Source organism: Ketobacter sp. (assembly GCF_003671495.1).
Taxonomy (GTDB): domain Bacteria; phylum Pseudomonadota; class Gammaproteobacteria; order Pseudomonadales; family Ketobacteraceae; genus Ketobacter.
This window is the reverse complement of record NZ_RCHN01000013.1, coordinates 54,104-80,585: the sequence shown is the minus strand read 5'-3', so window position 1 is coordinate 80,585 and position 26,482 is coordinate 54,104. Positions and strand designations below refer to the sequence as shown.

At 57.7% G+C, this 26,482-nt stretch carries 20 protein-coding genes and 1 riboswitch; of the genes, 15 read left to right on the top strand and 5 right to left on the bottom strand.

Annotated elements, in window-relative coordinates:
* The first annotated feature begins 119 nt into the window (after positions 1-119).
* Together D9N14_RS05265 and D9N14_RS05260 are read left to right on the top strand one after the other, a co-directional pair.
* The gene (locus tag D9N14_RS05265) at positions 120-1,961 is read left to right on the top strand and encodes a pyruvate kinase (protein WP_290577685.1); all 1,842 of its coding nucleotides are present in this window, start codon (positions 120-122) and stop codon (positions 1,959-1,961) included.
* Positions 1,962-2,038: 77 nt separating this feature from the next.
* Positions 2,039-3,358 (top strand): ATP-binding protein, encoded by a 1,320-nt coding sequence (locus D9N14_RS05260; RefSeq protein WP_290577683.1) that lies wholly within the window; start codon positions 2,039-2,041, stop codon positions 3,356-3,358.
* A 27-nt stretch (positions 3,359-3,385) separates the two neighbouring features.
* Here D9N14_RS05260 and D9N14_RS05255 read toward each other — a convergent pair whose 3' ends face one another.
* A complete protein-coding gene (locus tag D9N14_RS05255) occupies positions 3,386-4,402 on the bottom strand; it encodes a rhodanese-related sulfurtransferase (RefSeq protein ID WP_290577681.1) in 1,017 nt (338 codons plus the stop codon).
* A 204-nt stretch (positions 4,403-4,606) separates the two neighbouring features.
* Here D9N14_RS05255 and D9N14_RS05250 point away from each other — a divergent pair, with 204 nt between their 5' ends.
* Positions 4,607-5,047, top strand: a complete 441-nt coding sequence (locus D9N14_RS05250; RefSeq protein ID WP_290577679.1) for a hypothetical protein — start codon at positions 4,607-4,609, stop codon at positions 5,045-5,047.
* 56 nt (positions 5,048-5,103) lie between these two features.
* The gene (locus tag D9N14_RS05245) at positions 5,104-6,816 is read left to right on the top strand and encodes an ATP-binding protein (RefSeq protein WP_290577677.1); all 1,713 of its coding nucleotides are present in this window, start codon (positions 5,104-5,106) and stop codon (positions 6,814-6,816) included.
* A 1-nt stretch (position 6,817) separates the two neighbouring features.
* On the opposite strand, the gene D9N14_RS05240 is transcribed toward D9N14_RS05245, so the two are convergent.
* Positions 6,818-7,474 (bottom strand): response regulator, encoded by a 657-nt coding sequence (locus D9N14_RS05240; protein ID WP_290577675.1) that lies wholly within the window; start codon positions 7,472-7,474, stop codon positions 6,818-6,820.
* Between the two features lie 204 nt (positions 7,475-7,678).
* On the opposite strand from D9N14_RS05240, the gene D9N14_RS05235 reads away from it, so the two are divergent.
* The gene (locus D9N14_RS05235; RefSeq protein WP_290577673.1) at positions 7,679-9,070 is read left to right on the top strand and encodes a thrombospondin type 3 repeat-containing protein; all 1,392 of its coding nucleotides are present in this window, start codon (positions 7,679-7,681) and stop codon (positions 9,068-9,070) included.
* A 79-nt stretch (positions 9,071-9,149) separates the two neighbouring features.
* On the opposite strand, the gene D9N14_RS05230 is transcribed toward D9N14_RS05235, so the two are convergent.
* Together D9N14_RS05230 and D9N14_RS05225 are read right to left on the bottom strand one after the other, a co-directional pair.
* Positions 9,150-11,207: a sensor histidine kinase gene (locus D9N14_RS05230; protein ID WP_290577671.1), complete on the bottom strand. Its 2,058-nt coding sequence runs from the start codon at positions 11,205-11,207 to the stop codon at positions 9,150-9,152.
* A complete protein-coding gene (locus D9N14_RS05225) occupies positions 11,207-11,920 on the bottom strand; it encodes a response regulator transcription factor (protein ID WP_290577669.1) in 714 nt (237 codons plus the stop codon). Before D9N14_RS05225 ends, D9N14_RS05230 begins: the two co-directional genes overlap by 1 nt.
* Before the next feature lie 201 nt (positions 11,921-12,121).
* On the opposite strand from D9N14_RS05225, the gene D9N14_RS05220 reads away from it, so the two are divergent.
* From D9N14_RS05220 to D9N14_RS05205, 4 genes are all read left to right on the top strand, one after another.
* Positions 12,122-12,712 (top strand): PspA/IM30 family protein, encoded by a 591-nt coding sequence (locus tag D9N14_RS05220; protein ID WP_290577667.1) that lies wholly within the window; start codon positions 12,122-12,124, stop codon positions 12,710-12,712.
* Entirely contained in the window at positions 12,709-13,278 is a 570-nt protein-coding gene (locus tag D9N14_RS05215; RefSeq protein ID WP_290577665.1) for a hypothetical protein, read from the top strand. The genes D9N14_RS05220 and D9N14_RS05215 overlap by 4 nt, the downstream gene beginning before the upstream one ends.
* 35 nt (positions 13,279-13,313) lie before the next feature.
* Positions 13,314-14,561 (top strand): vWA domain-containing protein, encoded by a 1,248-nt coding sequence (locus D9N14_RS05210; RefSeq protein WP_290577663.1) that lies wholly within the window; start codon positions 13,314-13,316, stop codon positions 14,559-14,561.
* Between the two features lie 144 nt (positions 14,562-14,705).
* Entirely contained in the window at positions 14,706-15,452 is a 747-nt protein-coding gene (locus D9N14_RS05205; RefSeq protein WP_290577661.1) for an adenosylcobinamide amidohydrolase, read from the top strand.
* A 29-nt stretch (positions 15,453-15,481) separates the two neighbouring features.
* Here the strand turns inward: D9N14_RS05205 and zigA are convergent, their stop codons facing one another.
* Positions 15,482-16,681, bottom strand: coding sequence for a zinc metallochaperone GTPase ZigA (gene zigA, locus D9N14_RS05200; RefSeq protein WP_290577659.1), 1,200 nt, complete (start codon positions 16,679-16,681; stop codon positions 15,482-15,484).
* Positions 16,682-16,845: 164 nt separating this feature from the next.
* Here zigA and D9N14_RS05195 point away from each other — a divergent pair, with 164 nt between their 5' ends.
* The 6 genes from D9N14_RS05195 (at position 16,846) to D9N14_RS05170 (ending at position 26,481) form a co-directional block, all read left to right on the top strand.
* Positions 16,846-18,126, top strand: coding sequence for a hypothetical protein (locus D9N14_RS05195; protein WP_290577657.1), 1,281 nt, complete (start codon positions 16,846-16,848; stop codon positions 18,124-18,126).
* Position 18,127: 1 nt separating this feature from the next.
* A complete protein-coding gene (locus tag D9N14_RS05190; protein WP_290577655.1) occupies positions 18,128-19,276 on the top strand; it encodes a hypothetical protein in 1,149 nt (382 codons plus the stop codon).
* Positions 19,266-20,171, top strand: a complete 906-nt coding sequence (locus D9N14_RS05185) for a metal ABC transporter substrate-binding protein (RefSeq protein WP_290577653.1) — start codon at positions 19,266-19,268, stop codon at positions 20,169-20,171. Before D9N14_RS05190 ends, D9N14_RS05185 begins: the two co-directional genes overlap by 11 nt.
* Before the next feature lie 40 nt (positions 20,172-20,211).
* Positions 20,212-21,264 (top strand): CobW family GTP-binding protein, encoded by a 1,053-nt coding sequence (locus D9N14_RS05180; RefSeq protein ID WP_290577651.1) that lies wholly within the window; start codon positions 20,212-20,214, stop codon positions 21,262-21,264.
* 132 nt (positions 21,265-21,396) lie between these two features.
* Positions 21,397-21,861, top strand: coding sequence for a Fur family transcriptional regulator (locus D9N14_RS05175; protein ID WP_290577649.1), 465 nt, complete (start codon positions 21,397-21,399; stop codon positions 21,859-21,861).
* A 69-nt stretch (positions 21,862-21,930) separates the two neighbouring features.
* Positions 21,931-22,075, top strand: a riboswitch (cobalamin riboswitch).
* A 110-nt stretch (positions 22,076-22,185) separates the two neighbouring features.
* Positions 22,186-26,481, top strand: coding sequence for a cobaltochelatase subunit CobN (locus D9N14_RS05170; RefSeq protein WP_290577647.1), 4,296 nt, complete (start codon positions 22,186-22,188; stop codon positions 26,479-26,481).
* Position 26,482: the final 1 nt, after the last annotated feature.

Below are 26,482 nucleotides of genomic sequence, written 5' to 3'. Positions count from 1 at the left end.
GGTCGTAAACTGTCCCTCTGCAACCGGGTTGCATGCCAGACGCTGTGCTGGAAGTGTTGTTCTGGAAATGTTGTTCTGGAAGTATTGTTCTGGAAATGTTGTGCAGAGGGGAGACAGGAGTGATTGCATCCAATATGGACGCGTTGCTGGATCTGCAGGAACAATTGATCCAGCTGCGGGAAGAGGCCCTGGCCATGGCCCAGCGCCATGAAGCGGACATCCTCGACTGCAATGCGGAACTGCAGGGCAGCGCCCGCAACCTGCTACATTATCTCAGCGTGCGTCAGCGGGACATCCGCCCCCTGCAGCATGCCCTGTCCCGGTTTGGCTTTTCGGCCCTGACGGCCCTGGAACCCTTCACCCTGGCTCACCTGAACGCCGTGATCAGCCTGCTGCAGGCCCTCACCGGGCGTCAGTGTGAGACGCCGGAGCCGCCGGTGGATTACCTGACCGGACCCCATTTACTGCACGAGCATGCCCGACGCCTGTTGGGGGAGATTCCCCGTCAGCCCCTGGCCCACATCATGGTGACCATGCCCTCGGAAGCGGCCCGGGAGCCCGGCATCACCCGGGATCTGTTGCAGGCGGGAATGAATGTGGTGCGCATCAATTGTGCCCATGATGGGGCCCAGGACTGGCGTGCCATGGCAGAGCATGCCCGGGCGGCATCGGCGGAGTTGGGAGTGCCCTGCCGGGTGCAGGTGGATCTGGCGGGCCCGAAATTGCGTACCGGCGAAATCCCCAGCAGCGGGCGCTTGCTGAAGCTGAAGCCGCGCCGGGATCTGTACGGCCTGGTGCTGGAACCCTGCCGGGTCTGGCTGCACAGTGGCGCGGGCGAAACGATGCCCCCCGGTTTGCACCGGCCGTTGCAGGTGCTGCCGGAATTTCTGGCCGCCTGCGAAGTGGGGGACCGGATTCAGCTGGTGGACAGTCGCGGCCAGCGGCGCAAACTCAATATTGTGCAGGTACAACCCGGCAGTGGTATTGCCGAACTGAAACACACCGCCTACATCACCGACGATACCCGGCTGGATCTGAAACGGGGTGAAGCCACTGTGCTGTCCACTTACCCCCAGGGCCTGGAGGACGTGGTGCTGCCCATTCTGCTGCTGCAGGGGGACCGCCTGATCCTGACTCGGGAACCGCAACCGGCCCAGCCGGAGCAGCGGGATCAAATGGGGGATCTGCTGCACCCGGCCCGCATTCACTGCACGGTGGAGCAAGCCTTTGATCAGGTGCAGCCCGGGCAACGGGTGTGGTTTGACGATGGCCGCATTGGCGCCCGGGTGGAAGCCTGTGACGGGGCCGAGATGCAGCTGCGCATTACCATGGCGGACCCGCGGGGCAGTAAACTGCGTTCAGAGAAAGGCATCAATTTTCCCGATACCCAGTTAACCATTCCAGCGCTCACCGACAAGGACCTGGTGGACCTGGAACAGGTGGCGGAGTTTGCTGACATTGTGGCGCTGTCGTTCGTACGGCAGGCGGCGGATCTGGACGCGCTGCACCAGGCCCTGAACCGTTTGCAACGGCCGGAGACCGGCATCGTCCTCAAGATCGAAAACCGGCAGGCGTTTGAGAACCTGCCCCGCATCCTGTTGACCGGACTGCGCCTGGGGCGGCCGCTGGGGGTGATGATCGCCCGCGGTGACCTGGCGGTGGAAATGGGGTTTGAGCGTTTGTCCGAAGTGCAGCAGGAAATTCTCTGGCTGTGCGAGGCGGCCCATGTGCCGGTGATCTGGGCCACCCAGATTCTGGAATCCATGGCCAAAAAGGGGATGCCGTCCCGGGCGGAGGTGACCGACGCCGCCATGGCGGTGCTGGCGGAATGCGTGATGCTCAACAAAGGTCCCTATATTGTGGAAACGGTGCACATGCTGCGGGACATCCTGGCGCGCATGGACCAGCATTACCACAAGCGTCGCGCCACCCTGCGGCCGTTGAATGTGGCGCGTCTCTGATCTCTGCGTGGTCGCTAAACTGGTCAGAGGCGGGGGAATTCAGGATAATATCCTGCTGGTATTATTCTGGGTCCACTATGAAACTCATTCCCCGTTCCTCCTTCTGGCGCACCATCTGGCTGGTGTGGCTGGTGATTCTGCTGAGCCAGATTTCCACATTGCTGTTTGCGGTGTATTACCTGTACCTGCCGGGCATCAAGCAGAACGCCAAACTGGTGGCCCTGGAGATGGACACCATCCGTTACCTGGTGGATGGTGAACGCCGCATCGAACTGCTGCAGCGGCTGCAACAGCAGCATAAAATCGACATAACCGCCGATCCCGAGCTGATTCCACCGGAGAGCGAAGGCCTGTTCGGGCGCCTGTTTGTGGACCCCATGCGCAGCCGCATCGGTGAGGGCGGTGAAGTGCGGTTGGGGTTTGATCCCACACCCGGGCTGTGGGTGAGCACCCAGCAGCTGGGTGACCTGTGGGTGCGCTTTCCATTGGAGAATGTCGGGCGCTATGAGGCCATTGCCTTTCTGGCCTGGCTGATCGGCACACCGGCCCTGGCCTTTGTGCTGGGCACGTTCTTTGTGCGGCAGTTGAACCGCCCCCTGAAAAACCTGGAAACGGCAGCCCGGCGTATTGGTCGTGGTGAGCCGTTGAAAAGCCATTTGCTGGAGAACACCTCGCGGGAGATTCGGGCGGTGAACAAGGCGTTTCTGCAGATGAGTGACAACCTGCAGCGGGTGGACCGGGAGCGGGCGTTGTTGCTGGCGGGCATTTCCCATGACCTGCGCACCCCCCTGACCCGCATGCGCCTGACGGCCGAATTGTTGGGGGAATCGGAATTTACCGAAGGCATGGTGCGCGACATTGAGGACATGAACGCCATCCTCGACCAGTTCATTCTGTTCGTGCGGGATGGCAGTGATGAGCAAACGGAAGTGGGCGACCTCAACGAGGTGATCGTGGAGGTGGTGTCGCAGTTTGAATCAGAAGGCCGTGCCATCCGGACCCTGTTGCATGAGTTGCCGGGCATCTCCCTGAAACGGTTGTCGCTGAAGCGCATGTTCGCCAACCTGATCGGCAACGCGATCCGTCATGGTGGTGGTGAAGTGGAAGTGCGCAGCGGCATGGAGGACGGTGAGATCTGCGTGGTGGTGGCGGACCGCGGCCGTGGGCTTACAGAAAAAGAAATGTACGAATTATTCCAACCCTTCGCCCGTGGGGATCAAAGCCGGACCAGCAAAGGCTCCGGCCTGGGCCTGGCCATCGTGAAGCGGATCGTGGACATGCACCACGGCCGGGTGCAATTGCGCAACCGGGACGGCGGCGGCCTGGAAGCCATTGTGCATTTTCCGGTGACCGGCGATTTTGTACCGCCGGATTCCATGATGGCCCGTATCCGTTAACCGTGCCGGGATCGCCCGGCACTGCGCTCAGGGTTGATCCCGCTCGCGATCCAGTTCCCGTTGCGCATTTTTTTCTGCCAGCTTCTGTTGCCGGCGTTCCGCGATGAGGGAGCGCTGGTCGCCACCGATGTGCTGCTGCCCCCGTTTCTCCGCCAGTTTGATCTGCTTTTCTCGCTGGGCAAAACGACGCTTCTGCTCTTCTGAGTATTCGTCATAGCAGTGGTGGCAGCTGACCCCGGCCTGGTAGTAGCGGGAGAGTTTGTCTGCTTCGGTAATGGGGCGACGGCAGGCGTGGCACTGGTCGAAGTTGCCTTTGCGTAACTGGTGATCCACGGTCACGCGATTATCGAATACGAAGCATTCACCCTGCCACAGGGACTCGGCTTCGGGCACCTCTTCCAGGTATTTGAGGATGCCCCCTTCCAGGTGATAGACCTCGTCAAAACCCTGTTCCTTCAGATAGGCGGTGGACTTTTCACAGCGAATGCCGCCAGTGCAGAACATGGCGACTTTTTTATGCCGGGTGGGGTCCAGGTTCTCGGCCACGTACTGGGGAAACTCGCGGAAGGTTTTGGTGTGCGGGTCGATGGCGCCCTTGAAGGTGCCGATTTCCACTTCGTAGTCGTTGCGGGTATCCACCAGCAGAACGTCCGGGTCACTGATGAGGGCGTTCCAGTCCCGGGGCTTGACGTAGGTGCCCACTACGCGCTGGGGGTCGATGCCCTCCACACCCATGGTGACGATTTCTTTCTTCAGTTTCACCTTGGTGCGATAGAACGGTTGTTCCTCGTCAAAGGATTCCTTGGTGTCCAGGTCCTGCAGCCGGGGGTCGCTGCGCAGGTGCTGCAATACGGCATCAATGCCCTGGCGGGTGCCGGCGATGGTGCCGTTGATGCCCTCACTGGCCAGCAGCAGGGTGCCTTTTACATCCTGTTCCAGCATGACGTCCAGCAGGGGTTGGCGCAGTTGCTCGAACTGCTCCAGGGTGACGAATTTATACAGTGCGCACACCACAATGGTGGCGCCCGATGGGATTTGATTCATATTGTCCTCGCTGTCTGGAGCGTAAATCCAGGGCGTTGTGTTGGGGTTTTTGGTCAAGTAAGCGGACCAAGGGCGGGCATTTTATCGGATATGAGCGCTGAATCAAGCGGCTCCGGTCACGCAGGCCGAACGCACTTAGTTTCATATTGGGGGTATACTGGCTCATCAGACCCTTGAGCCAGACCCATAAGCGAAGTGAAACCCGTGAGCAGTAACGATAAAAACGACAGCAAGCCCATCGAATTCAGCCTCCCCGGTCGCGGCAGCAAGGTCATGTCGGCGCTGCAGGCCGTGGCATTCGCCAAGATGATGGGTCAACAACAGCAGTGGCCGGTAGCGAAAGTGATTACCCAGCAGCTGACGGAGCAATTGCCGGATTATCTGGACGGTTGGCTGGCGTTGTTCGAGGCCTGTGAAGCGTTGGAGGACTACGTCATGTTATCGCGGGCGGCCCAGCGTTGCCTGTCCCACAAGCCCCGCTGTGTGGCGGCCCTGATGGCGCTGGCCACAGCGCTGGGGAAACACCAGCGTCACCTGGAGGCGTTGGAAATCCTTGCCACCGCCATGGAAATCGAGCCGGATAACCCCCGTTTGCGCCGTCAGCGGGAGGCGTTGCGCCGGGAGCGGAAGCCGCTGGATACATAAACCCTGCTTCGTGCTAGCATGGGCCCATTCCCGGGGTATACACCAACAGCAAAACCATGCAGTACGCGAAATCCGCCGTTAAAGAAGCGCAAATCGATTACGTCTTTGATCAGTTGAGGGTCACCGCCTGGCCCCATACGGCCGCTGTGGTGGTGACCACCGGAGTGCTCTGGTTCGCCACCCACTCCCTGCTCTCGGTGGCCTGGATGGCGCTTGTGCTGTTCAGTCACGGGGTGCGCCTGGTGACCCTGGACCGACTCTGGATGCAGGCCCGTCAACACGGTGACTACCGCCGCATGAAACCATTGCTGGTGATGGGCATGGCCTATGCCGGTGCACTCTGGGGGCTGGTGCCCATCTGGTTTATGAATGAGCCCCAGACCGAATCCGTTATTTTTGTCTCCATTGCCCTGGCCGGGATGTGTGCCTCCACGTTGCCGGCGCTGGCGGCCTATCTGCCGGCGTACCTGGCATTTATCGTGCCGGCGCTGGCCCTGCTCATCGTCAAACTGTTTCTGCTGGGGTTGAATGCCACGGCGTTGCTCGGCGTCGCCTGCCTGACGGCGTTTGTGATGATCAGCGCCAAGATCAACCAGATTATTTCCATGTCCATCACCATGGATTTCCAGAATCGGGAATTGTTGGAGCAGGTGACGGTGGCTAAGGAAAAAGCCGAGGCGGCCAATCGGGCCAAGTCCCGTTTCCTGGCGGTGGCCAGTCATGATTTGCGGCAACCCCTGCAGGCGCTGGGCCTGATTCTGGAAAGCATGAAGCTGAAAGCCCGGCAGCAGGCGCCGGAGCAACAAAGCCTGATTCAGCAGGGGGTGCATTGCCACGACGCCCTGAGTGATATGTTCAACTCACTGATGGATTTGTCACGCCTGGAAGCCAATGACCTGAATGTGAGCCTGGGGCATGTGGAACTCAACGACATACTGCAATCCCTGGTGCGGGAGTTTCAGTCGGCGGCGGAAGCCAAAGGCATCGGTCTGCACCTGCAGTCTGCCCCTTGTGTGGTGCATACCGACCCGCTGATTCTGGGGCGGATTCTGCGTAATTTGATTTCCAATGCGGTCAAGTTCACGGAAACTGGCAGCGTTGAACTGCGGCTGCAGTTGCTGCAGGACAAAGTGATGATTCTGGTACAGGACACCGGTGTTGGCATTCCGCTGGAAGAGCAGGCCCGGATTTTTGACGAGTATCATCAGGTTTCCAACCGCCACCGCTTGCGTCAGCAGGGGGTGGGTCTGGGATTGGCGGTGGTCAAGCGCTTGGTGGAGCTGCTGCATCTGGATTTGCAGCTGGAATCCGTGCCGCAGCAGGGCAGTACCTTCACCCTGGTGGTGCCGCGGGGTAACCCGGCGGCGTTGCCGAAGAAAGAGGAGTTGTCCGGTGTTTCCCTGCAAGGGTGCCGGGTGCTGGTGGTGGACGACGAGCCCGCGTTGCTGGAAGCCACCTGCAGTCTGCTGCGGGAGTGGGGTTGTGAAGTGCTGATGGCGGACAGCGAGCAAGCGGCCCTGGCCCATGTGGATGCCAGCGCGCCGCCGCACATTGTGTTATCGGATTACCATTTGGGTGGCAGCACCGGGCTGTCGGTGATCCGGTCGGTGCAGCAGTGCCTGCAACAACCGGTGCCGGCGTTGTTGATGAGCGGTGACACCAGCCCGGAACTGATTCAGCGCATTCGCGAACACAGTCTGTTTCTGCTGCAAAAGCCGGTGAAACCGGTGCACCTGCGCAAAGTGATGCGGCAACTGCTGCACGCTTAGCCTATTTGATCAGGCCTAACTTGCGCGCTTCCGCCACACAGTGGTAGCGGCTGTCGGCATCGAGAATGCTCATCAATGCGGATACGTGGGATTTTACCGTGGCTTCGGTGATGGACAGTGAGTTGGCAATCTCCTGGTTGGAATAGCCTTCCGCCACCAACAGCAACACATCCATGCGGCGGCTGCTCAGTTGCTTACGAATGGATTCGGTCTGACGCCCCACCGTATGCCGGTAATGTTCCAATCGCACCTGAGTTTCGGCGGGAAGATACACTTTGCCCTGCTCAATGGTCTCCAGGCAATCCTTGAACACCTGCTTGCCGCCGGACTTGTGGATGAAACCACTTACCCCCAGCTGCATAGCCTTGGCCACCAGTTCCAGGTCATCGACACCGGACATCATCACAATGGGGGCGGTCACCATCAGGCGGTTCAGTTTCTCCAGAATACTGAGGCCGTCGCAATCCGGCAGTTGATAGTCGACAAAAATCCAGTCCAGATCCGGCCGCTGTTCAGCCTGGTGGACACCGTCGGCCCCGTTGAGGGCAGAAACAATGGTGGCATCCGGGCGCAGGGTACTCAGAATAACGGCAATCCCATCCTGGAATACCGGGTGATCGTCGATCACCAGAAAGGTGCAAGTCAGATTTTCAGTCACGTGTATTTATCTATTTAAAAGGGCTTTTATAGCTGTGTTTAAACCATAGCCGGTGCCGCAGTGTCAATGCAACTTAAGTAGTAACGCCCGGCAGAAAGGCTGTGCCAGAATCGAATCGCATCCTTGGGGTGTCACCATAATCATAATACTTTTCCAGTTCGACGATTTCACACTTTAACGATTACACAACGAAAGGATCTGCAAATGAAATTTCCAATTCCTGAAGGATTAGGGGGAAACCGGGCGCTGCGCGTTTCCGGTTTAATGCTTGTGTCCGTGTTTATGGCGGCTTGTGAAAAGGCGCCCACCAACGAAGACATTTTTGTTAATCCTCCGGCCAATACACAATTCGAAGGCGACACTGGTTCCGTTACCTTGAGCAAACTTGGCGGCCGCACGGTGTGTTACACCACCGATGGCAGCGCAGTCAGTTTTGCCGGCGGTGACTGCAGTGGTGGTACCACGCAAACCTATTCCGGCAGCATTGATCTGTCCTGTGCGAACGGTGAAAGCGGCACTGAAGTGCTGCGTCAGGTGAGCCTGGCGTTTGAATGGCAGGAGTCCCCTTTGGGGGGTGCCACTCTGCATAATCGTGATGCACTGTTCTTCCTCAATTGTGAGGGTGGCCCCGGCGGCGCCGATTCTGACGGTGACGGCGTGGTGGACCTGAATGATAACTGCCCCCTGGATTACAACCCGGATCAGGCGGACAGCGATGACGACGGCCAGGGCGATGTGTGTGATGTGGACCTGGATAACGATGGCATCGAAGACGATGTGGACAACTGTCCGGCGGTGGCCAACACCGACCAGGCCGATGGCGACGGTGATGATGTTGGTGACGCCTGTGATCCGGATCTGGACAACGACGGTGTGGACAACGAACTGGATAATTGCCCCGTTGCGCCTAATCCCGGTCAGGCAGACGGTGATGGCGATGGCATCGGTGATGCCTGCGACTCGCTGTTTGACTCCGATGGCGATGGCGTGGAAGACGATGTGGACAACTGTCCTGCTGTGGCCAACGCAGACCAGGCTGACACGGATGGCGACGGCATAGGCGATGCCTGTGATGATCCGGAGTATGTGGGGACCGACCGCTTCTTCCACGATTACCTGGATTTGCTGGACCAATTGATGGAAATCATGCAGTGCCAGTTCAACGGCTGTCAGCAGCCGGATGGCACCTTCAACTGGACCATCAATGCCGCCAATTCTGATCTGGAATCCGGCTCGGCCAATTGGAAAGCCACCGTGAATTCCTTCTTCCCGCCCACCGCGTTGATGACCTTTACCGCAACCAATGCTGTGCTGGACGGTTGCCTGGGTAATGGTTCGGCGTCCGGCGTGTTGAACTCCAGCGCCACCGGCCCGCTCAACACCGGATCGCCCATCCAGTTCCAGTGCAACGGCAAATCCGGTTACATCGTGATGCGCCTGAATCTGACCGGCGGCTCCATCACTGGCGGTTTCTACGATGCTTACTGCCTGGAGCCGGAGTGTGAAGCCACTGCCATCCGCTACCGCATCATTGGCACCGACAGCAACGGCGAACTGATCTACAACCGGGAAGTGCTGGGCAATACTCTACCCTAGAGCCCTAGCGTTTTTTAACCACCAGTGTGTGGTTTAGGCGTGGCCCCGTACCGTTATGGTACGGGGCTTTTTTATTGGTTCATGGCATTGGATGAGCGGCCAGGCAGGGAAAACTGAGTCGGAAACCGGCGCCCTGCTCCGGTTGGTAATAGGTGATCCGGCCACCCATTTCCTGCACCAGTTGCTGCACCAGGGCCAGACCAATGCCGGTGCCCTGGGCCGAACGGGTCAGCTCATCGCCGATGCGGTAGAACAGGTCAAAGATGCGGTGTTGCTCGGCAGCCGCAATGCCGGGCCCGTAATCCCGGATTTCGAATATCACCTCCTGGCGTTGTTGGCGCACCGTCAAGTCGATACTTTTGTGGGCGGCGTGTTTGCAGAACTTCAGGCTGTTGTCCACCAGGTTCATCATGATCTGCATCATGGCGTCCATATCCAGGGCAAGCTGGGTCTGCCCGGTGATGGCTTGGGTGTGCAGGTTAAGGCTGAAGGGCGTGGCCGCCACCTGAGATTGCAGGCGTGAACGCAACAGGTCGATCACCTGAGTTACGGAAACCGGTTTGATGTCCAGCTGTAATTCCTGCCGCTCCATGCGTGCCAGTTGCAAAACATTGTTGATCAGGCGACTGAGGCGCTCGCTTTCGTCTGAGATGAAGCTGAAATATTCCTGCTGTTTTTCCGCCGGTGCCCATCCCTCCCGCAACATCTCACTGAACATGCGGATGGAGGTAAGCGGCGTTTTAAGTTCGTGGCTGACGGAGGCGATAAAATTCTGCTGCTGTTGCAGCAGGCGAATCTGGCGCACACCAAAGTGGTGGAGCAATGCAAAAATCACACACAGCAGACCCAACAGCAGCAGGCTGGCCCAGGTGATGATGGTGCCGCCTGGACCATCCGGTAAGCGGTTGACGCTGAACACCAGCTCCAGCTCCGCCAGTGGGCCCGACAGTGCACTCTGCAGCAGCAGTGTGCCTTTCACATCCTGAGCCGCCAGAGAGGTATAGTTCAAAGTGCGGCGACGGTACTGCTCCGACGACAGAATTTTCAGCACCGTGCCCTGATAGGCGATCACCAGGTTGGTGGTGTCAGAAAGCCGGCTTTGTTCAAAGGCCTGTTGAATAGCGGCCTGGATAAACGCCTGCTGGTCAATCAGCAGGCCCTGGATCAGACGTTGATTATTGACCCAGGCGTTGCGAAACAGGATCAGGTGTCCGCTTTCCAGCAGGGCAAGATTGAAGTTGGAGGTGGTGTTGTTGAACAGTGTGATGGGCGTTGCGGATGGTACGGCTTCCGCCAGATCGGCGTTGGCCGATAGCGGTTCGGATAGTGACTCGGTTTTGGTTTCCTCTGCCAACGCTTTCTTGCGCGCCCGTTGGGCGGGCACGGCGTCCGACTCTTGGTCTGCAAAAGCGCGCTCCAGCTCCAGTTCAGCAATGTTGCCCAGGTTGGAGCGTTTGCTCAGGGTCTTAGCCTGGCGGGATGCATCCTGTTTTTGATTCAGCTGGTCAAATGGGGTCTGGGAATTGCTTCCTTGGGACTGATACGTTTGGGAATAAAGCGCTGCAGCGGATGCGGGTGGAACCGCCTGTTGTGGGGCCGGGGCATCGCTGTCGCTGGGGGCTACCAGGTGGTTTTCTCCCAGCACGGATTCAATCCGCTGTTTCACCAGCTGGCGTTGCTGCAGGTCCTCCCGGGTCAAGCCACTGGAAAGCCCTTCGGTCTCACTGTCAGGTAACAGAGGGGTACTGAGCTGGCCTTCGCTGTTGACCTGAAAATAGCCCAGCAATCCGGGGGCGGCGTCGCCGTCTGGCCACTGTGACTGGGGTGTTTGTGATAGGGGCGAGCGTTGCAGGTAGCGGGTGGCGCCAGCTTGCTTTTGATCCAACAGGTACTGGTATTCATCCGCCGCTCTCTGCAGCTCGGTTCGAAGCCAACGTTGCAGGGCACCGTCGATGCTGCGGGCCAGCTCCTCGGCCAACTGCCGTTGTTGATACAGGGCTTCCCACTTGATCTGCTGACGGGCTTTAAGACTGAGTACAATGGTGGGAATCACCAACAGAATAAACGAGATGCCCAGTACCCACCGTAAGCGGCCGATACTCCAGTGCCGGAATGGATGGGCGCGGGGTTTGGGCATTAAACCGGACCTGTGGTGGACAGCAGTTTATAACCGCCGCCGCGTACGGTGATCAGGCATTGCGGATGCTTGGGCTCGGCTTCCAGTTTGCGCCGCAGTTTGGCGATGTGAATATCCACCGTGCGGGTTTCAATGTTGAGGGTCTGATCGTAGCCCCAGACTTTGTGCAGTAACTCCTCCCGTGGCACCGGCCGCTCATTGTGTCGATGCAGGTACTGCAGAATTTCCATTTCGCGTTTGGTGAAAGCGGTGGTGGTATCGTTCTGCTGGCAGCACAAATTAACGCTGTCGATGGTGGTGCCGTTGGCCAGATGAATTAAATGATCAGTCTGTTCTTCAAAGCCGGAACGCCGCAACACCGCCTGTACTCGCAGCACCAGCTGTGTGATGGAAAAGGGCTTGGCCACATAGTCATCCGCGCCCAGGGACAGGCCATGGATAATGTCTTCATCGGTATTGCGGGCAGTGAGCATGATCACCGGCTGTTTGCGGTCCTGTTCCCGAATGGCGGCGCAGAGGCTGTAACCGTCCTGTTTGGGCAGCATGACGTCCAGCAGGATCATGTCAAAGGCTCCGCTCAAGGCTTTGTGCAGACCGCTGTCACCGTCTTCGGCATAGTCCACGTCAAAGCCATGAAAGGTGAATACGTCCACCAGCCCGGTGCGGATGGCCGGTTCGTCCTCCACCACCAGTAATCTGGGCTTGTGCGGCACTGCTGTTCTCCATTGCAAATCTTCTCATCATCCTAGCAAGCCAGCCCGATGCCTGCACGTAAACTTTTTGTAAACCCACGGGCCACAGGTTTTACCAAACTGTGCCTGATGTCTGCGCTGGACAACGCCTAGGATGTCTCTATGCCGAAACACTTAACTCACAACATCTCAACAACACAAACTGGCGCAGGGAGAATTTACATGACCGTATTAAGCCGGATGGCAAGACTGTTCAGAGCCGATCTGCATGGCCTGTTGGATCAGATCGAAGAACCGGACCTGTTGTTGAAACAGGCGTTGCGGGAAATGGAGGCGGAACACCGGGTGCTGATGGATCAGGCCGACACACTGCAACGGCAGAATGCCCGGTTGCAGCAATCCAGGCAGCGGCAGCAACAGGAATTGGCACAACTGCAGGATGATCTGGCGTTGTGCCTGGCCCAGCACAATGACGATCTGGCCCGAGCGCTGTTGCGCAAACAGCTGGTGCTGCAGCGCAACCTGGAAGACGGTGTGCTGCAGCTGGAAGCCAACCAGAAACAGCACCAACGCGTTGCCACGCAGGTTGAGCAACAACGTTCGGAGCTGGAACGGATTCGGCTACAGGCGCAGCAACTGGATGTCAATAAACGCGGAGTGGGCCCGAGTGTGACAACGGCTTCGGACACCGTCACCGACGCTGAGGTGGAGGTGGCACTGTTGCGGGCCAAAGCGCAATTCCAAACGCGAGCCGCGCAGTCGCACCCTGATGAGCCCCACTCAAACACAACTGATCAGGAAGGTGCCCAATGAACCGCAATGGCCTTCTGGCGAACATCGGGTTCGCCCTCCTGATGAGTGGCCTGGGATGCGGCCTGTTCTATCTGGCCGCAACCTGGCTATTGTCCTGGATGGCATTGCTGGCGGTGCTGGTGGTATTGGCGGGTTGCTATCTGGTTTGGTTGCTGTATTGCCACGGCAGCCGTCGCGGAATCGCCTGGGTGGTGCTGAGTTGGAGTGCCGTCACTCTGTTGTTGCTGCTGTTGGGCGGTGGAGCCCTGGCTGCAGCACTGGCGTTTACGATGGTGGTGTGGCTTACCCGCAGCGGTCTGCGTTATTCCCAGGGGCCGTATCGGGTGGTGAAAGCCCTGCTGGACGGTGGCACCAGTCTGGCAGCGCTGATGCTGTCCCTGTGGGTTGCACAACAAACCCACTCCCTGGCCCTCACCCTGTGGACCTACTTCTTTATTCAGGCCCTGTTGTTCCTGGTTCCCGCCGCGGGTTCTCCTGGCCACGGTGCCCAGGCTGTAAATCGCTTCGACCTGGCCAGGGGCAACGCGGAACTGGCACTGCGTCAACTGCAATCACGTCACTCGTAATCACTTCACTCGAAATCGATACAAGGAGAATTACCATGCCTATTACCATGAAACCTCTACTTCTGGCCGGTCTGTTTGGGCTCGGCACGGCGGCTGCCGTCGCCATGAACCTGGTGGTTGAGCCCATACCTCATACGCCGATGGCTAATCCGCCCCAGTCACTGCCGGCAGATCCGGTTACTGTTCACCAGCCCCATGGCCACATCCTTCACCCAAACCAGCGGCCCCAGGTGGAAGTGGTGTTTGTGCTGGACACCACCAGCAGCATGAGCGGACTTATCGACGCCGCCAAAAACAACATCTGGTCTATTGCCTCCTCCATGGCGTCCGCCGACCCCGAGCCGGACATGCGGATGGGGTTGGTGGCGTTTCGCGACCGGGGTGATGCGTATGTCACCTGGGCATTGGATCTGTCCCAGGATCTGGACGCCATGTACCTTGCCCTGTCCAACTTCAAGGCCCAGGGCGGTGGCGATGGCCCGGAAAGTGTGAACGCGGCACTGCACGCGGCGGTGAACAACATGGCCTGGAGCCAGGATGAACAAACCTACAAAGTGATTTTTCTGGTGGGGGATGCGCCGCCCCACATGGATTACGCCGACGAGCCCCAGTACCCGGCGATCATTGAGCAGGCCAGAGCCAAAGGCATCGTGGTGAACTGTATTCAGGCGGGGAATCAGGCCGATACCCGCAAAGTGTGGCAGCAGATTGCCAGTTTGAATCAGGGCGAATTCTTCCAGGTGGAGCAGGGAGGTAACGCGATCGCTGTGACCACCCCATTTGATGAGCAAATCGCCCGGCTGTCACGGGAGCTGGATGCTACCAAACTGTTCTACGGCAGCGAGGAAAAGCGTCAGCGCCTGCAAGAAAAAGAGAAGGCCTCCCGGCAACTGTTCGCTTCGGTTCCGGCGTCAGTGCAGGCCAAGCGGGCAGAGTATAATACCAAGGCCGCGGGCGCCGACAACCTGTTTGCCGACAGCGAACTGGTGGAGGATGTTGCCAGCGGGCGGGTGGAGTTGGATGCAGTGCCCGAGCAATCCCTGCCGGAGCCTCTGCTTGGGTTGGATAAGGATGAACGGAAAAAGCAGGTGCAGCAAACCGCAGAGAAACGTCAGCAGCTGCAGGCTGAAATCGCCGAGCTGGGCAAGCAGCGGCAGGCCTATATCGCGGCTCAATTGAAATCCGATGACGTGGCACAATCCCTGGATGGCAAGATCTATGAAGCCATTCGTTCCCAGGCCGGCAGCAAAGGCTTGCAGTACGAATCCGGCCCTTCCTTCTGACGGGCATCAATACCGGGGAAGGTATCGCAAGACTCCGCGGGCCTTTCCCGGTAAGCTTTATCCTTTCTTGAACCTTAACCCTGCGCGTGCTCATTGTTGGCGTAGCGATGCCCCGATTTGCTGTACATAAGGAATAGCGTATTCATGTCTGAATTCGACCCACCAACCTGGTATCGCGTGAACCACACTGCGGACTACCTGTGGGTGGAGCTGCTGGATGGCCGGCACCGGGTGTTGAGTTCCGCTGTTCTGAACGGAGGCCTGGTTGAGGCGGAACATGTGTTGAACTTCAAGGTGCCGCGCCATTTCGGAGGTGATGAGTCCCCGGCCGATACCCTGCGCGGGGTTGCTTCCAGGCTGGCTGGCGGTGACAGTGACAGTAACGGAGACAGTGGCCAGTGGGTGGGCATGATGACGGCGGCGTCCATGGATTCCATGCGTTACCGCCGGGAGGTGGTGCAAGGGGTTGAACTGGCGGTGCTGGTGACCTGTGGTCTGGATAATGCGCGCCGGGTTGGCGACGCTGCTGAGCATCGCGCGATGTTGACGGCGGCTGAACCGCATGGCGTTGGCAGCATCGAAATCGGCACCATTAATACTATATTGCTGTGTTCTGTTGCCTTGTCCACCTCCGCCATGGTGGAGGCCGTGCAGATGATCACCGAGGCAAAAACCGCCGCCCTGGTGACGGCGGGCATCAGCAGTCCCGTGTCCGGGGCGCTGGCCACCGGTACCGGTACGGACGCGGTGGTCGTGGTGTCCGGGCGTGGCCAGGAGCGGGTGCATTATTGTGGCAAGCACGTTCTCTTTGGTGAAGTGCTGGGGCGCATTACGTTCAATGCCGTGCTCGATTCGATTGCCTGGTACCGGTCGCCGGGGCAGTCAGGGTAACGGATTGATGCCGAGGCTGGTGTGCAAAATCACGTCGCATCATTCCATGGAGGAAACGGATCACTCAGGGTTGCCCAATAATCCCTACCTTTCAATAACTCGTTTTCTGATAATAGACAATCATCAAGGGCTTGCGTTATTGCCGCTCGATCCAGGCCCTGACCGATGAACACCAATTCCTGCCGCATGTCACCAAACGGCTCGACCCAGTGCTTTTGGATCGAGGCCAGGTGTTCTTCATCGGCCGGCCAGTGTTTTCTGGGAACGGATTTCCAGAACATACCCGCGAAACCATGGCGTGCGATGCCTCCGGCCTGGCTCCACTGGCCGGCGAACTCCGGGCGCGAGGCCAGCCAAAAATAACCCTTGGAGCGGATCAATTTTCCATACGCCTGGGTGTTGTGGAGAAACTGATAGAACTTTTCCGGATGGAACGGGCGCCGGGCCAGGTAACTGAAACTGCCAATTCCGTATTCTTCGGTTTCTGGCACGTGTTCCCCACGCATTTCTTTGAGCCATCCTGGGGCTTGTTGCGCTCGAGCAAAATTGAAACGGCCGGTATTGAGTACATCGTCAACATCCACTTTGCCCTGGCTGATGGGAATGATATCGGCATGGGTGTTGAGCGTTTTGAGAACGGCGATCAAGTGCTCGATATCAGACGTTTCTACCAAATCCGTTTTACTGATCAGAAGCACATCCGCGAACTCAACCTGATCAACCAGCAGGTCCGCTACACTGCGTTCGTCTTCTTCACCCAGAGATTCCCCGGTTTCCCGCAAGTGCTTGGCGCCGTAGTAATCCTGCAAGAAGTTGACGGCATCTACCACGGTGACCATGGTGTCCAGCGTTGCCACATCCGAGAGTGATACCCCGTTTTCATCAGCAAAGGTGAAGGTCTCTGCAACCGGTAAGGGCTCAGAGATGCCCGTCGATTCAATTACCAGGTAGTCAAACCTGCCGTCTTTGGCCAGCTTGTTGATCTCCAGCAGTAGATCTTCGCGCAGGGTACAACAGATGCAGCCATTGCTCATTTCCACCAATTTTTCCTCTTTATGGCTTAACGCAACCTCGTTCTGAACAATGGCGGCATCGATATTGATTTCGCTCATATCGTTAACAATAACCGCTACCCGTTTGCCCTGTCGATTATTGAGGATATGGCTGAGAACCGTTGTTTTTCCGGCGCCAAGAAAACCGGAAAGCACGGTCACAGGCAGTTGAGTCATGGGGTGAACTCCATTGAGTAGTGGCTACTCGCAAACCAAGGTAAGTGATATAAGTGTATTTACTTTTGCAAAAGATACAATATAACATATCTTAAATAAAGTCGTGGCCTGATGCTGCATCAGCAAAGTCAATCAACACTTTCATGTCAATTGCGAGACCAAATATGAGTAAGTACAAATTCTTGGGGAAAATGGCCCTGCTGGTATCAACATCGGGTCTGCTGCTCACTGGTTGCGGCGGCGGCTCTTCATCAAACGGAGAAGGGTCAGATCATCGGCATACGGATACCGAGGTGGAGTCCGCCGGAAGGCTGGTGCTTTATGATCAAGACAATGCTGCTCTCAAAGTGCTGGATCTGAGCAGCGGCAGGGTATTGGACAGTTACCCGATAACCGGGGAGGCGCCGCGGCTTTACGCCAGTCCGGGGCAGCGTTTTGCTGTTATTCTACAGCGCACAGAAGGGCTGGTGTCCTTTTTAGACAGCGGACTCTATGTGGAAGACCACGGCGACCATATGCATGAGTACGCAGAGGACCCGTCGATGTTGAATTTTTCTCTTAACGGTAGCAGGCCCACCCATTACACCGTGCACGCTGACCATGCAGCGATTTTCAACGATGCGCAAGCGGGCCTTGCGTCGTCCGTTATGTTGCTGTCTGAGGCGGGCATCTCTGCAGGTCAGATGGATGCAGAGCTGGGTTTGACGAATAACATGCACGGTGTGGCCAAGCTGGTTGGAGACCGCTTGTTTGTAACCTATCGTGATCCTTCCATAATTGACACTACATTGCCTGCTGCTGTGGAACGGTATCAGTATGCTGGCGGTGTTTTCAGTTATGAACAGCGCTATGAAGAACCCTGTCCCGGGCTTCACGGCAGTGCTGCCACCGACCGTTATGTGGTCTTTGGCTGCAGTGATGGTGTGTTGATGATGGACCTGTCTCAGCCGGGTTATCCCGCCAGTAAGTTGGGTAATCCCACGTCTTTGTTGCCGGACGCTCGTATTGGTTCAGTCTACTCACACCATGATGTGGATGAGTTTGTCGGCGTCGCCGGAAGCCAGTTTTATGTCATGGATATGACTAACGCGGCTGATCCCTATCAGGAATTGGTGCTGCCGGTCGGCGTCTCGCGTGTGTCCCAGGGCTTCAATGCGACGGGAACGGCTTTCTACATTCTTGGTAACGACGGCAATCTCTATCTGTATGACGTCCAGTCCGATTGGACGGCTGCTCCAGCAGTGGCGGTGACTGAGGCAGTTACCACTGATGTGATCAACCCGGTGGTAGCCGTAGCGTTCAATGATAACCGGCTCTATGTGCTCAACACCCATGGCGAGTCCGTTGCTGAGGTAAACAGCGTCACCGGCGCTACCATCAGAACGCTGGCCCTGGATTTCACAGCTTCAAACCTGGTCTGGTTAGGGCTCCCTGAGCAGCATTGATATGACAATTTGCAAGCCCTTGTCGGGCCAAAACACGAGGTGGTTGTCCGGCGTTTTGTTGTCGGGGTGGGTTTGTTGTGTATGCGCAAACCCGTTCAATCCGGACATTAGTCTGATTCTGGATGGCATCTACAAAACTGAAAATACTGCGCTGTCGGAGTATGAAAGTGGCTTTGGCCTCGGTCATACAGAGCTGTCGATGCGGGGCGCAGTGGATGATCAGTTTTATGGGAGCTTATCCGCCGTGTTGGAAAGTCATGCCGGCGCAACAGAAGTAGAGTTGGAGGAAGTCTATATCAATACCATCGGATTGCCTGCGGGCCTGGATATTCGAGCTGGTCGTTTTCTCTCCCAGATTGGCTATCTGAATTCCCATCATACCCATAGTGATCTGTTTACCGAACGACCAGCGGTGTATCGAGCGTTGCTGGGGGCGCACTATTTTGATGATGGCGTCCGTATGAACGTGCTGTTGCCGACACCGTTCTACTGGCGTATGGGTGTGGAAGCGTTCAATGGCCGTCTGTTGACTGGTGGCGAAAGCACTGATGACATCGGAGTATATACGCTTAACTCACGTTGGGGTGGAGATTTTTTGGGGTCGAACAGTTGGCAGTTGGGGGTGTCATGGCTCAAAAACCGGCTCGATCCGGTGGAAGAAGCCGAGGATCATGATGACGGCGAGGATGGGCATGATCATGACGGGCACGCTCACTCTCATGACGCAGCCTACAGTGGTGAGAACATGTTCATAGCCGATGCTGTTTGGAAATGGGCGCCCCATGGCAATGCCCAACTTGGTCAACTGATCTTGGCAGGTGAATATTTTTATGTGGATGACTTGAATGAGTATGCCACCGATGATGATTTCAATGAAGGTTGGTACGCGTCGGTGGTGTATCGTTTCAATCCTCGATGGTCCGCTGGTGTGCGCTACGGCAATGTGGAGTTGAAAGAAGTCCATGGAGATCACTTTCATGATCAGCAATTGGAGGAGGGCAACGTGATGCTGGCGTGGTCGCCATCCCATTTCTCTACGGTTCGTTTGCAATACACCAATCAACAGGGCAAGGGGTTCGATGAGCTCAACGATGCCATCACGCTACAGTATGTAATGTCATTAGGAGCGCACGGTGCTCATGAATTTTAAAGCAATGCCAGTGCTGTTGTTTTTCATATCCTGGCTGGGTGTCGCCCCCGCTGCGGCCAACGTTGAGGTGCTGGCCTGCGAACCGGAATGGGCAGCATTGGCCCAGGCGTTGGGGGGTGATAAAGTGAAGGCTGAATCGGCTACCACTGCGTTTCAGGACCCGCACCATATCGAGGCGCGCCCGTCCCTGATTGTCAAGGCGCGCCGAGCGGATATGTTGTTCTGTACAGGCGCTGAACTGGAGGTGGGTTGGCTGCCCCTGCTATTACAGAAGTCTACCAACGCAAAAATCCAACCTGATCAACCAGGTTATTTTCTGGCGGCAGAGCAAGTCGACCTCATCGAAAAGCCTGTCAGTGTTGACCGTAGTCAGGGCGACGTGCATGCAGACGGTAACCCACATGTGCACTGGGACCCTTACCGTTTGCTGACGATCGCTGTGGCATTCCGGGATCGCCTGCAAGTGATCGACCCTGAGAATGACGATTACTATCAGCGTCGCTACGAAGCGTTTGCGTCTCGCTGGAGCGATGCGATCACCGGATGGGAGGCTAGGGCAGCATCTCTGCAAGGCGTCAAGGTCTTCGTTCATCATAAAAACTGGAGCTATCTGTTGGATTGGCTCAAGGTGGAGGCGGTAGGTGACCTGGAACCCAAACCCGGTATTCCCCCGACCGGTGCCCACTTGTCCAGGTTACTCAACACGTACAAGCACAGTGCTCCGATGATGACGCTGATCGCTAACTACCAGGACGACAAAGGTGCATTGTGGCTACGTGATCGTGCTGGGATTCCTGTCGTCAGTTTGCCCTTTACTGTAGGCGGTAGCGAAACATCAACGGATTTGTTCACCCTTTACGATGATGTACTGACTCAATTATTGGCGGTACCATAGGTGTCCAGGCAGTATTGTTAGTAAAGGAGCCACCCCAGCCATGACAAGTTCAACCGGGAACCCGCAGATCGTGCGGGTTCCCACTCATGTGATTACCGGCTTTCTGGGGGTTGGCAAAACCTCCGCGATACTTCACTTGCTGAGAAACAAACCTGCCTCGGAACGTTGGGCCGTGTTGGTTAACGAATTTGGTGAGATCGGGGTCGATGGTGAGTTGTTCCAGGGGCAGTACACGGAGCAGGGCGGTGTATTTATTCGCGAGTTGCCAGGCGGTTGCATGTGCTGCGCGGCGGGCGTGCCCATGCAGGTGGTACTCAACCAGCTGCTGGCGCGTGCCAGGCCGGATCGATTGCTGATTGAACCTACGGGATTGGGGCATCCGGCAGAGGTGGTTGAAGTGCTTACAGAGGATCATTATCACGAGGTCTTGGCCCTGCAGAAGGTGGTCACTCTGGTGGATGCACGCAAGCTCAAGGACGAGCGCTACACCGGGCATGAAACCTTCAATCAGCAAATTTCCATCGCAGACCTGATCGTCGGCAACAAGCGCGATCTCTATCAGCCTGAGGATGAGGCGGCATTGGAACGATACGCCAGGCAGGTTGGAAAGCATGGCGTAACTGTGTTGTTTACTGAACAGGGAGTAATGGATCTGTCCTGGTTGGAGGGGCGCGCGTCCAGGTCGTTGACATCCTGTGGTCACAGCCATAACGCCGAAATTCATCTTCATGCTGAGCCTGGCCCGAGTACCAGGCACGCAGGAAATGAGGATGACCTTCTGCCCAAGAAGATCTTCCCGGCATTTCAAATCGCTTCTGCCATCAATGAAGGCGCGGGATATAGGAGCATCGGTTGGCGTTTCCCACAGGAGCTTAGGTTTGATTACAAGAAGTTATACTTGTTATTAAGTGGAATGAAAGTCGAGCGCATGAAGGCGGTGTTCATTACTGACAGAGGACAGTTTGGCTTCAATCTCACTCTGGACGCGCTGTCTCAGCATCAGCTGGATGGGTGTACCGAAAGTCGTGTTGAAATCATCAACGATACGCTTGATGCGGAGTGGGAGCGAGCGTTGTTGGATTGCCTTATTTAGGCCGGTTCAAGTGCTTCTGGAAAGTTTCGTTTCACCCAGATGTGAGCTATATTATCGCCATGAACGATACGCTATATCGTGAACTGGAGCATCCTCGCAATGGGTAGCCCTGCTTGTAGATGGGAATGAGGAATGAATAAGGCCAAGTTAAAAAAAACACTGAATCGTGCTGAAGAACATTGTCGGGAGCATGGGACGCGATTTACCGAAAAGCGCAAACACATTTTGCAGTTGTTATTGCAATCTGAGGTGCCGTTGTCTGCCTATGAACTGGCAACACATTACCAGAGTGCCTTCGGCGAAACGATACCGGCCATGTCTGTGTATCGTATTTTGGACTTTTTGATGGCTGAAACGCTGGTGCATAAGCTGAATTCTGCCAACAAATACACGGCCTGTGAGCACATAGCCTGTGATCATCAACATGAAGTTCCTCAGTTCCTGATTTGTGAGCGTTGTCAGAATGTTAAGGAGGTTGGCATTGAACCCAGTATCATTGCTGCCCTGGCGGACGAAATTGAGCGCGCCGGTTACCATCTCACCCAACCTCAGATTGAACTGCATTGCTTGTGCGAGCGCTGCTTTAGTGCATCGTAGTCTTTCCCCTGCTACCCATACCGGCCAACCGCTAATGCATTGACAGCGCATCGGCAAACCTCTATAACGTGGTCCACGATCTCGGCTGGTTGGACTATCACTGTCTGACCCGACCAAGGAACCCGGTGTGAATCCGGGGCTGTACCCGCAACTGTTATTGCAGAGTCAACGCTGCATAAGCCAGATACTTGGAGCCAGATCGATAACTGTTACATCACCGGGCGGGAAAACCTGGTACTGGACAGCCGAATTTTCGCACTCCCCCCTTCCGGCTTCAGTACGGCAATCCCTTAAGGTCTGAATTGGTTTCCTTGAGGCACAACCATGCGCATTTTTTTCTACCTCAGTATGCTGGCCGGCATGCTCTTTCACGCCAGCAGCCTGTTGGCAGCAACCGCCGATAGCCACTTGTTGATGCTGGTTTCGCAGCGCAATGCGGAAACCGTCGCCGCGGCAAGCCAGCGCTTTCTGCAACAGTATCCGGGAATAGCGCTGCAGGCGCGTACCGATACCCAATGGCTGGACATGACCGCGCAGCAGCGTCGTGAGTTGATGAGCAGTTCCCAGGTGATTGTGGCGGCGGGATTATTCGGTGCCATCGTCAGCGAGTTTGCCAGCGACGTGCAGCGCGTGCAGCCGACCACGCTGCTGGTGTTCAACAGCGACCACCGGCTGGTGCGCCTGAGCCGTCATCAAGGTGCACTTTTGTTTGAGGACCGCGAGTTGGTGGAAACCCTTTCGGCCTTGCGGGCGGATGAGGATCTCGGCGCCTGGCTGGCACCGCTGTTGAAGCAGTATCCCCAACAGCAGGCCTGGCTGACGGCCCGCAGTTACTGGCAGGGTGGCGGGGCTGATAACGTCGTTCGTCTGTGGGGTTGGATGGCACACCAGGCCGGAACCGCGGTGACGGTGGAACCCGCCCAGGCGCAACCGTCATTGCAATGGTGGTATGGGAACGAATATCATCGCCGCCTGCCGCTGTTGTCTGAACAACCGGTGGTGGTGATTCTGGATCACGCGGGCGAGGACCGCCCCGGCGACACCGAGCTGTTGCGCACGTTGTGTGAAGCAGCAGAAAGCCAGGGTGAGCTGCAATGCCTGGTGGGGCTGGCGGCCTGGGGAGAGGCCAGTGTCACCGCGCTGGAGCAGTTGCAGGGCGTGGCCTCGCAGCTGGTGGCGCTGGTGATGTTGCAGGATTTTGTCATGGGCGGCGGCGAAGGTCGTGAGCAGGCCACGAACCGGTTGAGTGCCTTGAACATTCCGGTGATGAAGGCCATCAAGTTGCGTGACCGCACCCAGACCCAGTGGCAGTTGTCGGCGGATGGCCTGGCGGCGGACAAAGTGTATTACCAGGTTTCCATGCCGGAAATGCAGGGGGCGAGCCAGCCGCTGGTGGTGGCCACCGCCGGCCAGCAACAGGCCGATCCGGTGAGCGGGATTCGCATCCAACCCCTGGCCAGCGACCAGGATGGTATCACCACGCTGATGGCCAGGGTTGCCCGCTGGCAGCGCCTGCAGTCACTGGCCAACGGGGAAAAGCGGGTGGCCATCGTGTATTACAACCATCCGCCCGGGCGCCACAACATCGGTGCCGACAATCTGGATGTGCCCGCCACACTTTGGCATCTGCTCAATGCCATGCAACAGGCCGGTTACCACACCGGTACCCTGCCGCCGTCACAGGCTGCATTATTGGACGACATGCAGGCCCGCGGGGTGAATCTGCCGAACGACGCCAGCGCATTGCGCAAGATGAGCGGGCACATCACGCGCCTGGCTCCGGAGCAATATCAACGCTATTTCGACAGCCTGCCGGACACCGTGAAAAAAGAGATGATCCACGGGCCGTTCGGCCTGTTGCACGAACAGTTGCGGGCTGCACTGGCCGCCGGTCAACCGCAACTGGCCCAGGCCAATCTGGATCACACATTGGAGGAAATGCGGCACCTGCTGGAAGGGGTGGATCACCAGGGCCGCGCGCGGGCCCTGGATTTGTTGGGTCAGCTGGAGGATTGCTACCAGCGCAGCATCGATGACGCCGCCACACACTGTTGGGCGCAGGCGGAAAAAATCATGCTGGCACTGCAGCAAACCGGCATTGAAGGGCTGGGTGGTTGGGGCAACGCCCCCGGCAACGTGATGGTTTACCAGGGCGAAATCCTGTTGCCCGGTCTGCAGTACGGCAATGTCTTCATCAGCCCGCAACCGCCCCGGGGCTGGGAAATCAATGAAGAACTGCTGCACGCCAACCTGGCGTTTCCGCCGCCCCATCAATACCTGGCCTATTACCATTACCTGCGGGACCACTTCAAAGCGGATGTGATCGTCCATGTGGGACGTCACTCCACTTACGAATTTCTGCCCCGTCGTTCCGTGGGCTTGGCAACGGACGATTATTCCCGCCTGATCGCGGCGGATATTCCCGGGGTTTATCCCTATATTGTTGACGGTGTGGGCGAGGGCATCCAGGCCAAGCGTCGTGGCTTGGCGGTGATGGTGGATCATTTGACACCCCCTCTGCAGAGCACTCCGTTGTATGACGAGCTGCTGCAACTGCGGCAATTGGTGGAGAGTTTTGAAGCCCATCACGGCAGCGACAACGAGGCGCTGACCCAACGCCTGGTGCAGCAGATCCGCCAGAAGGTGGACGCGTTGGAATTAAAGGATGAGTTGGCCCAGGCCATGTCGGCAGAATTGTCGGTGATGGGCATCGGTTTCGATGAGGTGGACGATGACATGCTGGTGCATGAGGTGGGCCACTACCTCACGGATCTGCAGGAGCGTTTTATGCCCATGGGATTGCACGTGTTCGGCCGCGATTGGAAAGCGCCGGCGTTGGACATGATGCTTACTTCCATGGCGCCGTCCACAGCGGATGAAAAACAGGATTGGCAACGCCTGCTGCAACAATCTCCCGCCAACGAATTGAGTGCCTTTTTAAATGGGTTGAACGGTCGCTATGTGCAGCCCGGCAAGGGCAACGATCCTATACGCAGCCCCGAAAGCCTGCCCACTGGCCGCAACTTTTACGCGCTGGACAACAGCCTGATACCGAGCCCGGTAGCCTGGGAACTGGGGCAGGGCATGGCCCGGGATGCCCGCGCCAACCATTCCCAGCAGCCGGACAAGCGCGAGGCGCAAGTGCTGTGGGCGTCGGATGTGGTGCGGGATGAAGGGGTGATGATTGCCTTCGCCCTGGACATGCTGGGAGTGGAACCGGTGTGGAACAGCCGGGGGCTGGTGGAAGGCCTGCGCCTGCAAACCCTGGCAGCGGACCGGGTGCGGCGCGATATGGTGTTCACCACGTCCGGTTTGTTTCGGGATCTGTACGCGCGCCAGATGCGGTTGCTGGACCAGGCCGTGCTGATGGCGCTGGATGCGTCAGCACAGCGCATAGTGGCGGAGCATCCGGCCCTGACCCAAACCCTGCAGCTGGCACTGGAACCCCTGGGTAAGCTGCGACAACCCGGCAATGAGTCCCTGCAGCAGAATCAGCTGGCGGCGCACTGGGTGAAAGACAGCCGTGAGTGGCTGGCCCGGGGCCGTACCCCCGAGCAGGCGGCGCTGCTGTCCACCCTGCGGGTGTTCGGGGATGCCCCGGGCAGTTACGGTGCCGGCATTAACCGACTGGTGGAGCGTTCCGGTGCCTGGCAGCAACGGCAACAACTGGCGGATGTGTACCTGCGGCGCCTGGGCCACGGTTTTAACCAGCAGCATTTTGGCACCGCCGCCCAGGGCGCGTTCCGGCATGTGCTGGCGGACGTGGAAAATACCTATTTCGGTCGTTCCAGCAATCTGTACGGCTTGATCGACAACAACGATGCGTTTGATTATCTGGGGGGCTTGAGCCTGGCGGTAGAAACCCTCACCGGCACCGCCCCCAATAATTTCGTCATCAACCACGCGGACCCGGAGCGGGTGGTCACCCAGCCCCTGGGGGTGGCATTGCGACAGGAACTGCGGGGGCGTTTCCTCAATCCACAATGGCTCACCGGCCTGATGGATCATGGCTACGCCGGCGCCAGAACCATGGGCAATGAGTTCCTGGAGTACCTGTGGGGCTGGCAGGTGACCAACCCCACCCTGGTGGGGGACTGGGCCTGGCAGGAAGTGAAAGAGGTGTATCTGGACGACCGCTATGATCTGGGGCTGGATCAGTTTCTGGAGCAGGGGCACAACGCCCATGTCAAATCCAACATGCTGGCCATCATGCTGGTGGCGGTGAACAAGGGCTTCTGGCAGGCGGAAGACACCACGGTACAGCAGCTGGCCCGGGACTTTGCCCGCCTGGTGGTGGCGAACGGGTTGCCGGGCAGCGGGCATACCGATCCCGATCACCCCATGCTGCCCTGGCTGGAAAGGTTCCTGGCACCGGAGCAATGGCAGGAATTCAACGCCGTAGTGGAGGCCGCGCGCCTGCAGCAACCAGTGCCGGCGGAAATCCACCGCGTCACCGAGATCACGCTGGATACGGCGGCGGATGCCAACGTCGATGCCGGGTCGGCAAGTCAGGTGGAAGAAGCGCTTTCCTCAGCGCCGGTGCGGGCGGTTTTGATGGCGTTGGCCCTGCTGATGATCGGCGTGATGGTGATGGGCTTCCGCCGCAGTTGGCGGGTGTAAC